The organism is Thermodesulfobacteriota bacterium (genome assembly GCA_034189135.1).
In the GTDB taxonomy this organism is placed as follows: Bacteria; Desulfobacterota; Desulfobacteria; order Desulfobacterales; family JAUWMJ01; genus JAUWMJ01.
Genome location: JAXHVO010000062.1, coordinates 1 through 13581, shown reverse-complemented (window position 1 = coordinate 13581; position 13581 = coordinate 1). Strand labels below are relative to the sequence as shown.

Here is a 13581-nt window from a genome sequence, read left to right as displayed (position 1 = left end):
GATTTTACAAACACCGATTATATCACTTTAAATTCTTATTGTATTCCATATCAAACCACATACCAAAAAATAAAGTCTGCAATCCGCTGACAAGCGTAAAGACAAGAGCCATTGCATTGATATCTGGAATATCACCTCGCATTATCCATATATAAAAAAGTCTTATGATCAGGGGAATACTGATACTCAGAAGTAGAAAAGAGAGGGCATAAAAAAAGATTAAGGGATGAAAATCTTTAATGACATATTTGAAAAATAAACGTCTGCAAAATCCTTTCCAAAGGAGCCATGATATTTTTGGAATTACTTTCATTAATCTTATCCCAGATTGCTCTCCAATATTATAAACAGGTTTTATATGCACATCTCGAACTTTAAAATCAAACTGGTTCAATTTAATCAAAAGATCGTTCGGCATCCCGTAATCTTTATATATTTCATCGAGGTCTATACGGTTTAAAGCAGTCAGTGAAATGGCTGTATAACCGCTTTGGGAATCTGCAATATGCCAATATCCTGATGCAATTTTCGTCATTAATGAAAGGAAAGAATTTCCCATATAACGGTAATGCGGTATCATATTCCATGCATCTCCATAGAACAAACGGTTTCCTTTTGAATAATCAACATTTTCAGATGATACCGGTTCTATTATTTTCCCGAGATCGTCAGGATCCATTTGTCCGTCTCCTGCCATAACAACAGTAACGTCAAATTCATTATCTCTTGCCCATTTATAACCAGATGCAATAGCTCCTCCCACGCCTTGGTTTGCTTTGTGTTCAAGCAGCACGATCCTATCATTATCCTGCTGACATCGCTTCACTATCATCACTGTTTCATCTATGCTGACATCATCGATAATCACAATTCGATCAACATAATCCGGCATGGTTTCGATCACCTTACTTATCTGTTTTGCCTCGTTATAAGCCGGGACTACTACACAAATTGATTTGCCTTTATACATTTTCATCGATTCCATTAAACAGTATTCACCCAGTTGATCCTGCCATATAAAAATAACATTAAACGGTTATTCAATAACGTAGCAACATTCTAAACAAGCTACCATATGCTGTCAAGCAAATTAACCATCTTCAACCATTTGTTTTTTCAATTGATATAGCCCATGTCCATTTTTAGAAAAAATCAGACTGGTGTAAGTTTTAAAAAATATTTTGACGACTTCCTTTTCTTTGTCGCTATAACTGTCCTGCAACCATTTACTGAAAAGATCATACCTGGCAAGAACGTGGGTTATACCTTTACCTTCAAGTTCAATCAATATCTTCTCTGACGAATGCTCTCGTAATATTTCTTTTGAAACCAAATCGAAACTAAAAGCAATTTTCCTATCGAAATAATAGCCACGATGCCCTAGGAACAAACATAATATTTTTGCATTAACCGGTAAGTTTAAGTTTGCATAGTTAATAGTCGCATATTCCGGGCGATACTTTTCAATGTATTTATTTCTCTCCACTCTTCCACTTATATAACTTATCGGTTCAACAATTCTGAATTGACTAATAATATAAGCAATATTTAAGCTCAGCAGGAAAGCCATAAAAGCAAAAAAAATCCCTTTTATTTTCTTTCCGGTAGTTCCTGGGTATTTATCATTTATAAAAGCGACTATTTCATTTAGACCGAACACGGATAGTATGACTAAAGACGGAAGTATAGGAGAAATATACCTTATCCTCATATCTGTTTTCATAAAAGTATATAATAAAAACAATAGCGCAAATGTAAGAAGTATTTTCTTTTCAGTTTTAAACTTGTTAAATTGCCATCTAATTTTTATAAATGCAAAAAACGGCAATATAAATAAATAAGGATTCAATCTCCCATCAAAATATTTCGGGTGATTATCTTTGCCTTGAAAGAATATCCTGGCAGGGATTGCTGCCGTTTCCCACCATTTTTCGTCATAAACTAATCTTCTTATTCCGAATGGCCCCAATCGTTCGTTGGGCTTTTTCCGATAAGTTATAGAAGTACTTTTTGTGCTATTCGTTGAACATGAACCATCTCTTTCATTTAAAGATTCTTCGTCCTGATAAATCAAGTTATCATAAAGCGGATATATTGGATTCCCAGTCCAAATAGTATTCCTTATCATCCAGGGTGAAAAGATTAGAAGTGAGATAAATAAAAAAGTAGCCCCATAACCAATAGCTTTTAACTGTCTTGATGTTTTATCATGAGTACACCGAAGATATAAAAAAGGTACAAAAAGAGTGAGTAAAAAAAATACGATTAAGCCGTTGTATTTTGTTCCAAGAGCAAGTCCGCACCAAATTGCAGAATATATCAAATACTTAACACTGAAGTCTTTTTCAATCCATTTCAACAGGCAAATAATAGAAGCCGTTGAAAAGAAAATTAACCCATGATCAACGTAAACTGTAATTGAAAGCTTTATTATTAAAGGAAGAGAAAGAAATAAAATTACGCCGAAAAGTGCATGACAGGTATCAATCCTCTTTTTCATATAATTAAAGATTAGCCACGCAGTCATCAGAGCAAATGAAAAATGAATGAACTTTGGAATAATATCATTTCCAAAAGAGAGTGGAATTAAATACAAAAGATCAAGGTTCATAGGGTAATAAGAAAATTCTAATTCTGGAACTTCATAGATACCCCCATGTTTCAGATAAAGCTTGGGAACTGCAAGGTGATGAGTCAGGGCATCCCTGCTTACTGGTGGAACATAGGAAAGGATAATAATAGAGATGCTAAGGGAGATTAAAAGTCCGATGAGCAATATTTTAAAATATTTTGAAAATGATAGCATTTTAACCTATTCAAAAGGTAACATGGATTAATACAGATTGCTCATGTTTTTTAATTTGTTATATTTACTTTCCTTTACGCCTTTTTGTCTTTGTAAGAAATATTATTTCTTAATCCAATCAATCTAAAACTATGCTAAATACCTCCAGCGGTATCTGCCCTAAATATACTTTTCCATCTATCACGTACCCTGGTGTACCATTAATTCCCAGGTTGATCCCAACAGCTATATCGTGCTTTACTCTATATCTGATTGCCCGGTTTCTTGTTGAATATAAAAGCTCTCTGTAATCCAGCCCTACTTTCCCCGCCAGTTTTTTAGTATTGAGAACATTTGTCGTCCCGGCCAGGTTAAAAAGCAGGTCATTCATCTCCCAGAACTTTTCCTTGGCTTGCGCATATTCTGCCAAAAACGCCATTTTACCTGATCCCACATGAAACGGCTCATTGACAATTGGATTGTATTTATGGTCCATGGGAAAGTGACGATGAATCAGCCTGATTTTATCAGGGTTTTTTTCCACAAGCTTTCGAAGATAAAAGTGCATTTTTTTGCATTGGAAACACTGGTAATCCGTAAATTCTGTTATTTCAAGTTCCGGATTTTCTGCACCTATCCAGGGGTACCCATCGTCAGTAATCCCGTTAGGAATATTTTTGGACAGAACCGGCGGAGAAAAATCCCAATAAGGAGGAAAAAACATTAATAAAAAAAATACAATACAGAAAATTGAAAGAAAAATGGGTATTGTCTTTTTCTTCTTATTCCACAAAAAACCTATATCTATCATTAGTCCTTCTATTATGCCTGACTTACCGAATCTCTTTTTAACAAGCCAAGTAAAATACAAAAGTAGAAAATTGATTCCAAAACTGGCAATGCACATCATGCAATAGCTATGAATATAAAATGTGGAAATATAAGCAAGAATTACGCTGTAAATACTAAATGCTAATGATATAAAAAGAAGAATGGACCAAATTATTTGTTTTTGAGCTTCTTTGCTCCAGGCAAAAGGTATAAAGAGCATAAAAAATGAATATCCAATGACCCCCCAGATCGGAACCGGTATCCCGATAAATATTGAATATGGACTCTGTGAAACCGTATCGCAATTAATTGACCTGGAAATAGCACAGAAGCTCTCGTAAGCTATATCAGTATAAACCCTATAGTGGGATATAGACAGGTAAATAGAATCTAAAACACCTGCCATGGCAAGTGCTGCTACTGTCCAAAAATAAACCGGGAATGGAAGTGGAATTATTTCCTTTTTCTTTCTCATGGCGGCTCAACACTCTGGATTGTCAGGTATTTTCAAACAATCCTTTTTTATCGACAACATTTTACCTTTTTACAATATCGTCAATCCTTATTTCTTTATTATTCCAAATTTTTATTTGTTTCTCTCTAAGGTTGCTAATGTATTTTTAAGATTCCTTTTGGCACCTTCATGGTTAGGTTTTAGTAACAATGCCTTTTTAAAATAATCAATGGCTTTTGTAAGCTTACCAATCCGAACCATCGCAGCACCCAAACCGTTGTAAGCTTCTTCAGAATCTGGTTTAAAACGTAGTGCTTCAGAATAATTACCAATAGCATCATCTATGCGCCCTTGTCTTAAGTGGGTATTACCCATATTGATATGGGCTGCAATAAAATCTGGTTTTATGCGTAACGCTTCTTTATAAAAACCAACCGCTTTTTCATGATCTCCAACGCCAGCAAAAATAACTCCTAGGTTTAGATAAGCCAACTCAAATTTAGAATTAATTTGTATTGCCTTTAAATAGTGTTCTGCTGCTTCATTAATCATCCCTTTTTCTTTTAGAGCAAGACCAAGATTATTATGTGCAACATAGTTATTGGAAGTCGTAATAAGATTATGTTCAAATAGTGTAATACTGTTGGCCCAGTATCGCCCCTGTGAATAGGATCTGACCATAAGAATTAAAAAAATTGCTATCGCTGCTGTTATAATATGTGATTTTTTTAAGTCCCACCTCACTTTAAGATCTGCAACACCCCACACGATAATAATGAAGATTCCTATAAACGGTAAGTATGTCCATCGATCCGCCATGGCCGGCCAAAGGCCTGCTTGAATTAATCCAGTGTTGGGTAATAGGACCCCAATATACCAAAACCATCCGGTTCCCATATATGGTTTCTTCCTAAAAGCCCAAATAACCAGAAAAGATATGCTCAGTAGTGCCAATCCAGCTCCCGCAGATAAAAAAATTGGTATCTGATAAGGATAGGGGTAAAAAACAGCCAGATTTAGCGGTAAGAGCATCTTTCCTAAATAAACCAGATATGAAACCAACGCATTAGCAATGCGAAGCGTGATCGGTGTTAAATCGGTAGACGCTATGATCCCATGTTGTTTAACTGATAAGACAGACATATAAATCGAAACTGCTGAAAGAATAAAAAAGGGGACTTTTTCTAAAACCAATATAAAAAATGGGAATTCTTTAAAACCATACTTTTTTGATTCAGCCTTTACACTATTACTATCAATCATATCAATTTTTAATCGTAGACGCCCAAGTGGCCAATAGTCGAGCAAAAGGAGTACAAATGGTAAGGTTACAAGTATCGGCTTACACATAAGGCCAAGTAAAAACATAAAGAATGTCAGCAAATATCTCCATATCCCCTGCAGCCTTGAATAATGGACATATGCTAACATGGTCAACATCCAGAAAAAGGTACTTAAAACATTTTTTCTTTCCGCTATCCACGCAACTGATTCCACATTAATGGGATGCAATGCAAAAAGCGCTGCAACACAGGCACTTTGCCACAATGCACCGGTCATTTGCTTGAAGATAAAAAATAATAGCAGACTATTAAAAATGTGAAAAATCAAATTGGTCATATGATGCATGCCGGGATTTAACCCGAATAATTGGCAGTCCAGCATATGGGAAATCCAGGTTAATGGATGCCAATAAGCAATGTCTGTGAAGGTAAAAGCCCATTTGATGCTTTCATAAGTCAATCCAGCCCTGACAGCTAAGTTATTAAAAACATATATATCATCGTCAAAGTTAATGAAATCATGCCCGGTGATTTGCCAATATACAGCTATTGTAGCAATCACAAGAAACAGGCTAAGCAATACCTCAAGGTGAATACCAAAATAAGAATATTTATTATTTTCCAATTGAATGTCCATGATTCGGTTTTGTTTTTAATTCAAACAGAAATTTTTTGCAGATTTTTTTAAATTCTATTATTCTTTTTTTGGATAAGAACAATTTTAGCAAACATTGCTAACTTTTGCTTCCAAGGCTGAAGCAGGTCTTCAATTCGTTGACAAATTTCGAATAAGCAGCCAGGCACTAAACTTCGAATTGACACACCGCCGGACAAGAGATAACTAAATGGCGAGTGCAACTCTATTTCCTGTATTTCCCATTCAGGAAATTTTCGTTTAAACTTTTCCTGATCACGTTTAAAAACTATCCAAGGTAAAGCCGAGTTTGACCGGGATAATGGTCCACCTTTTTGGAAATCCCAATCTTTTGAATTTGAATCAAATGTTTCATGATGTAAATAGTTATAAACAAATCGTGACCACGGGGTGTACCATGGTTCAATCATGACTATAACTCCGCCGGACATTACGCAACGAGTGGCTTCGGTAAGAAATGATTTTACACAAGGAATATGATGAAAAACATCAATCATCACAATCCCACCCAAAGAGGCATTTTTAAATGGAAGTTTCTCTCCATCAAGCGCAACTTCTATACCTGGAATCAGAAACATCTCTGAAGATAATAAACCTGGAATAAATTCCTTAAGAAAACCGCCCCCGGAACCAATTTCAAGAACAGGTCCGGTTATATTTGAAGGCAGAGATTTCGAGATTGAATCATACCATTTCTCATAAATTTTTCTTAAAAATCCTTTTTCTTTGATAATATTTGAATGTATTACAGCAGCTTCAGGGGAATCTATATCCAAATTTTGAACAAGCGGATGTTTGATGAATAATTTTATCAATTTAATGGGCATTCTTTAATTTAAATTGTTTCAGACGGTGTAATTCGTTTTAAAGGAACAGCGATAATGTCTGTCGTGTAACGTTCAGGTATCTGCACATGAAAATTTTGAAGTGATATTTTTTTTCCATTTTTACTGTTATACAACGTATAAACAAGGGATGGAAAATAATTAAAATACTGTTCAAATGAAATATTGTATTCTTCAATAATATATTGCCCTATTTCAAATATGACATATGGTTTGTATTTCCTAATTGTTTTACTGGCACCTGCCAGAACTTGAATTTCATGCCCATCCGTGTCGATTTTTATTAAATCCAGCCTATTAATTCTATTCTTAGCACAAAAATCATCTACCGTAATTGCTTGAATTGACTCAGCCGGCTTGATATTGCCTCCATGAACAGGATGTGTGTTCGAGGTTGTTCCTTTAATCTTCCAGCTCGAGTATGCTTTAATTTTATGATTTTTCTGTGATTTGTCAGATAGAAATAATTGAAAAGGGGTAATTCGACTTGCAAGTTCTGGATTAAGATTAATATTTCGCATTAACTTATTAAAAGCATAATCTGTGGGTTCAAACGCGTATATAAGGCCATTAGTAACAATATGTGCAAGTGATAAAGTCATGCTTCCAATATTTGCCCCGATATCGAAAACAACAGCGTTGGAAGGCAAGGATAAGTATTTATTTTTTAAAATGTTACTCTGATAGCTTCCAAATAAAAATAAAGACAAGTCTATGCCTTCCGTCAAATCGACTTCATAGGAAATTCCTTTGCGCTGAATAAGCTGTTTGTCAGCTAAAAAAAATACTTTAAGAACGCGATACAATATTTTCGCAACAAACAATTTTACTCGTGTCAGTGGTATTCGATGTAGAAATGTAGCATGAAATCGGTATATCATATCGATATCTTATAATTTTCGATCAGGTAGTCAGATAAATTTCAAGCGTTTTGCAGCAAATACTACCATTTTTAGTAACAACCATCCATGCCGCCATCGATCGATATTTGTTTCGCCATAAGTGCGAGATCTATAACGAATCGGCATCTCGACAATTTTTAAATTAAGCTTTGACGCCCCAAAAAGCAGATCGAAATCACCAAAAGGGTCGAAATTTCCGAAATAGTCGCGATTACTTTCTATCGATCTATAATCCTGCCTCCATAAAACCTTGGTTCCACAGAGAGTATCTTTTACAGGTTGTCCAAGCAACCATGAAAAAGCGAGGCTAAAGAACTTGTTCCCAACGATATTTAAAAAACGCATTGATTGATCTTGCAGAGGATAAACAAGACGAACTCCATTTATAAATTCCCCTTTTCCTGAAACAAGCGCCTCATAAAAACGGTTCAAGTCTTCAGGTGGAACAGTCATATCCGCATCAAGAATCATCAAGATATCTCCTTTGGCCTTTTCAAAACCAAGCCTGACAGCATCGCCTTTCCCCTCTCCTTTTTGCCTTAAAAGTTTGCAATTTTTCTCAGAAAATTGCTTAATTACATTTTGTATAACTATATAAGTATTATCTGTTGAATTCCCCTCAACAAACACAAGTTCTGTATCTTTTCCAAATGAAGGTACCCGCCTAACAATATTTTTAATATTTCCAGCTTCGTTCCTTGCTGGAATTATTATGGAAACAGAAGCTTTCTTTTTTTTTCGATTCTGCTTTTCGATTTCAACTGGCCTTGCGATTACGAAATTAGTTAGAGCTAGCCAGTTAAACGGTATTATATTCACTAAATATTTATTGGCCAACTTTGACAGTATTGGAACCGGCAAAGGAGATAGAATGTGAGAACTATATTTAACGACTTCAAAGTCTGTCAATTCCAGCATGTTAAACACATCGTTAGGTGAAAACCAGTTTTGCTCCATAAAGTCGGCGCCCAAACCTAATAACTTTACTATTGATAAGGGTATGCGCCATAGATTGTTATAAAAATTTATAACCAAGCGTGTTCTTGAATGGCAAATTCTTTTAAGGTTCTCTAATAGCGCCTGGACATCCCATAAATCATTTACAAGATCAGAAAGAATTATAAAATCGAATTTTTCTTTAAATACTATTTCATGTCCATCTGCCCGAACGAAATATAAATTTGGATGTTTTACCGAAGCGTAACTTATCATATCACCAGCAAAATCAACCCCAACGCCCATAGAAGGGTTTGTAGAAGCAATTAGATCTCCATGGCCACATCCGAGTTCCAGTATCCTCGATCCTTGGGGGATCAGGAATTTGCAATAATGCATGAGTAGTTCATGGTAATAAGCATCGGCACGTCTATTATTTTCCTTATTCGGTGATACTCGATTCCAATGGCTGATTCTCTTGTTACGATAGTTTTGTTCGGTTTGATCTATGTATTTCTCTTCTATCATTTTTACATCCAGCTAAAATTGATGAATTCACACAAAACCGTCACTCCAGCAAAAGCCGGTGTCCATGCGCTTAGTAATTTTTAAATTTATAAGAATCCGGCTTTTGGCGGAATGATAAAAAAGACAGTGCTTCGATTCTTGCAAGACTGTCAAAATTATTTATGTTTATCTTTTTAATTTAAAAGACTGCAGATTCTGATAGATAAATTTACTCATTGGTTTTTTAACTTATTATTTTTATACTTCAGAGTTTTTCTAAGGTTGTTATTCGCTTCAATATAATCAGGCTTAATTCTTAAGGCTTCCTGGAAATGAAATATAGCTCTTTCAATTTTTCCATCACGAATCATAGCTGCTCCTAGATTATTATGTGCAAACGGATAACCGGGATTTATCCGCAAGGCCTCATTATAGTGATAGACGGCTTTAGCTGTCTTTCCTTCTCTATAATAAACATTCCCCAAGTTGTTGTGGGCAAGATAGTTTCTTTCAGTTGCATCAATGGCCTGCTTATAAATTGTCACACTATTCTTCCAATATTGAATTTGTTGCGATGAAGTTATCATTAAACATAACAGGGCCAATCCTGCTGCTGCAACTAACACAATTTCTTTATAATGCCATTCTTTTATTAGATCAACCACACTCCAGACCAAAATAATGAATATTCCGATAGTAGGAATATATGCCCAGCGGTCAGCCATAGCTGGCCAAAAACCCGCCTGAACCAGACCAATAACCGGTATCAAGCTTACAAAATACCAGAGCCAACCCACAAAAAAATAAGGTTTCGTCTTTATTTTCCAAACCGATACAGCAGTTATTAAAAAAAGTAGCAAACCTGCGCCTACACTCTGCCACACAGGTATCATGTCAGGATATGGATAGATAAACGTTAAATCATTTGGCCAGAATGCATTTTTAATGTACTTAATGTAAGAAACCAGTGCATTTTCGATACGAAGAACCATAGTTTTAGAATCTATGGACAATATAATACCAAAACGGTGAACCGATACAGAAGTCACTAAAATCGAAACAGATGAAAGAAAAATAAGCGGAATTTTCTCAAGTACTAAAGAAGAAGGAGGACTTTCTTTTTGGACTGAAAATATAAACTTGCCAATCTTTCCATCCTTATTAAAACATATTTTTCCAAATTTTACACGTTCAAGGGGCCAGTAATCGATTAAAAGAAGCACAAAAGGTAGCGTTGCAAGCATTGGTTTGGATAGGAGGCCTAAAATAAAGAAAACAAATACTAGCAGATATCTATAAATAGAAGGGCGTCTAACATAATACACGTAAGCCAGCATGGTGAGCAACCAAAAAAATGTGCTTAAAACATTCTTCCTCTCGGCAACCCATGCAACTGATTCAACATTAATGGGATGTAATGCAAATAATGCTGCTACGAATGCGCTACGCCAGATGGCACCTGTCACCTGTTTAAAAACAAAAAACAATAACAGGCAGTTTATGATATGAAGAATCAGATTTGTCAAATGGTGCATACCGGCATTTAGTCCGTATAACTGGCAATCCAGCATGTGAGAAAGCCATGTTAGTGGATGCCAGTAAAAAACATCGTTAAAACTAAACGCCCAAGCTATGCTTTCTCCTGTCAAACCGTTTTGAACATGGAAATTCTTTGTAACATACAAATCGTCATCATATGTAATAAATGAATGATCTTTTAATTGTGAGTAGACGCAAAATGTTATTAAAACAAGAAAAAAACAAATCAGAATGTCCGTGCGTTTTTTATAAAAACTTTTATTATGAGTATGATAAGCAGTCATAGCCTATTCATTTCAAATATGATTGAAAAAAATTATACCATCAGATCTTGTTGTATCAATATAAAAAATGGCTGTTTTTTTTAGATACTGATTGAGCCAAACAGCTGTTTGCCCGTTTTAATGGCAAGCGCCTTGCTATTAGGGGTTGTCTCGCACAGGATGGATATTTTGTGAAACCGTATCACAATTAATTGATCTGGTAACGGCACACAAACTCAGACAAGTAAAATTTACGTGATTTTGATTATGAGAATAAATTATGCACAGTAAATCTACAAAACTGGCCAAAAAACAGGTAACACCCTCAGACAGTAAGTTTTATATGGCAGAAGCAGATTATTGTACCGACTCATTATGCCTAGAATGAATTCAACTGTTTGATTTCGGAAGCCAAAAAAATGGTTAAATTGAAATGATCAATAGGCACGTTTTTATATCTTTCTTCTGACATCTTAAGATTTTTTAAAATCAATGGAAGCGGAAACGATTCAAGCATTCTTTTTAGTGTTTTTTTTGCCATAGGTAAATCATTGTTTAGCAGTGCATTTTGGATCAAGTTTAGTGAAACAATTACCTCATGTCCCCCCTTTTTTTCAGCAAGCTTAAGAAACCATTGAGCCCGGTCATAATGACCAAGGGAAGACATACAGTTCCCAATGTATAGCAAGGTCTTGGGATAACCTGGTGCCAACTTCAGCGCTTTCCATAAAAGTGGCAGTGCCTTGTCCGAATCACCGAGCCACAAATATGAATAACCCAGTAATCCATAGTAGTCAACATGTAACCCACCTTTACTTAAGATCACCTCCAATTCTTTAACGGCTTTTGAAAAATCCCCGTGACGAACAAGAGTTTTGGCGAGATTGAACCTGTTTTTCGAGTGGTTCGGGTCAATTTTCAGTGCTTTGTCATAGTATTCCAGTGCTTTTTCGTTTTGACCTAATTTATCATAAATACTTGCAATATTACCAAGCTGTTCCGCCTCATAATTTCTATTCATTCGCAGGGACAATGTTTGCTTGGTCAGTTCCAGAGCCTTACGATATTTAAACGGTGAAGGATTCTCTCCCCAGGCCAGCATGATCGCCAGTGTTGCCCTGGGGCGTGCAGATCCTGGTGCTTTTGCCAAGGCATCCAACCACAATGATTTTTCAGTTCGCCAGACCTTGTTCCGTGTATGCGTTGCGTATGTCTCAATTCCCAATACTAATGAAATCAATACGGTTGCAAGTGCAATAAGGCTTTTCCGTTTACCAATTTTCACAATCACTGCATTCAGCACCTGAGCAATAGGAAGGAAGAGAAAGACCGACGGTAAATAATTTCGATGTTCAAAAAGAAGTTCCAGGGGAACGATTGTAGATTCTATCATATGATTCAGATAGAAAAAAAGAATGGAAAGAGAAACCAGCGGCTGTTTACGCCAAAGCTTAATTGAAATAAATAGCAGAAATATGTGAGCAACGATAGCTGGGATGGTTGTCCATGGAGATATAAGGGTGGAAGAAAGGGTGATATCATGCTCAACGGACAATCGACTGGGCGCCGGGAAAAAAATTTGGCTAAGGTAAAACAGCACAATGCGTGGTTCGGTAAGGATTCTTTCTTTGAGTGTAAATGGCCGGTTCACGTAGTAGTTTAGAATAAAATCGGTTGCATTGGGCTTCATTAAATATATGACAGTAAGGCAAAAACATATAATGAGTCCGACATAGGCAAGGGTTTTCTTTAACGGCACCGGTTTGCTGTGGTCATGGAAGAAGAGAAATTCCACTACAGGTATGGACAAAGGCAAAATTACAACATTTTCTTTTGAGAGCAGTCCTAACAGATAGAAAATCGCCGAGGCAAAAAAGAACAAAAACCGGTATCTAAGCGACTTATTTAGTCTTGCTCTAAGATAAAATAAGATGGCCAGGACAGAGAACATCCCTGCCAGGGATGCCATGCGCTGTACAATATAGGTGACAGCCTGAGTCTGAACAGGATTCAGTGCCCAAAGTAATGATGAAAGGCTGGCGATAAATACGATTTGATGACTTGGATATTGATCTGTGAGCCGAGGAGTTGAAAAAAGAGCAATGATAGTGAGAAAGAGAAACCAGGTAGTTCCTAAATGTATAGCGAAATTGACCATATGGTACCCAAAGACATCTTTTTTTCCTACAAACCAGTTCAATGCAAATGTTGCACATGCAACAGGACGGTAGAAGCCCCCTGTTCCGGGCATGGCATTCATGCTTTGCCAGAGCTGATCTAACGATATTTCAGTTATCTGGATACGAGAGTTGTTTAGGATATTGGGTTTATCATCAAGATGCCAGGAAGCATGGAACGTATTTCCATAACCGATAAGCAACACGATGAAAAACAGAAAAAAAAGACGGGTGAAGTTATTTGAAATAAATCGGGGACCTGTTTCCATATATAACGATCAAATATCATTAGTGTCCGGTTAAGAATCGAATAAATTCAGCTGGATATGGCCACTAGTAATTTTATTTTTGTAATCAATTGGCGTAATGGCCTGTGAAATAAGCCTTTGTTCAAAAACAGTTAT

General features: G+C 36.1%; 9 protein-coding genes. All 9 read right to left on the bottom strand.

Going from position 1 to position 13581, the window contains the following annotated elements:
- Positions 1–22: 22 nt before the first annotated feature.
- Complete coding sequence (locus tag SWH54_08400) at positions 23–970, bottom strand: glycosyltransferase family 2 protein (GenBank protein MDY6791273.1); 948 nt, start codon at positions 968–970, stop codon at positions 23–25.
- 120 nt (positions 971–1090) lie between these two features.
- Positions 1091–2806: a glycosyltransferase family 39 protein gene (locus SWH54_08395; GenBank protein ID MDY6791272.1), complete on the bottom strand. Its 1716-nt coding sequence runs from the start codon at positions 2804–2806 to the stop codon at positions 1091–1093.
- A 118-nt stretch (positions 2807–2924) separates the two neighbouring features.
- Entirely contained in the window at positions 2925–4091 is a 1167-nt protein-coding gene (locus tag SWH54_08390) for a vitamin K epoxide reductase family protein (protein MDY6791271.1), read from the bottom strand.
- A gap of 111 nt (positions 4092–4202) precedes the next feature.
- Complete coding sequence (locus tag SWH54_08385; GenBank protein ID MDY6791270.1) at positions 4203–5978, bottom strand: tetratricopeptide repeat protein; 1776 nt, start codon at positions 5976–5978, stop codon at positions 4203–4205.
- Between the two features lie 59 nt (positions 5979–6037).
- Positions 6038–6823: a methyltransferase domain-containing protein gene (locus SWH54_08380; GenBank protein MDY6791269.1), complete on the bottom strand. Its 786-nt coding sequence runs from the start codon at positions 6821–6823 to the stop codon at positions 6038–6040.
- Positions 6824–6843: 20 nt separating this feature from the next.
- A complete protein-coding gene (locus SWH54_08375; protein MDY6791268.1) occupies positions 6844–7677 on the bottom strand; it encodes an FkbM family methyltransferase in 834 nt (277 codons plus the stop codon).
- A gap of 87 nt (positions 7678–7764) precedes the next feature.
- Positions 7765–9219, bottom strand: a complete 1455-nt coding sequence (locus SWH54_08370; GenBank protein MDY6791267.1) for a glycosyltransferase — start codon at positions 9217–9219, stop codon at positions 7765–7767.
- 212 nt (positions 9220–9431) lie between these two features.
- Positions 9432–11021 carry a tetratricopeptide repeat protein gene (locus SWH54_08365; protein ID MDY6791266.1) on the bottom strand — a complete coding sequence of 530 codons (1590 nt, stop codon included), beginning with the start codon at positions 11019–11021 and terminating at the stop codon, positions 9432–9434.
- Positions 11022–11379: 358 nt separating this feature from the next.
- Positions 11380–13446, bottom strand: a complete 2067-nt coding sequence (locus tag SWH54_08360; GenBank protein ID MDY6791265.1) for a tetratricopeptide repeat protein — start codon at positions 13444–13446, stop codon at positions 11380–11382.
- Positions 13447–13581: the final 135 nt, after the last annotated feature.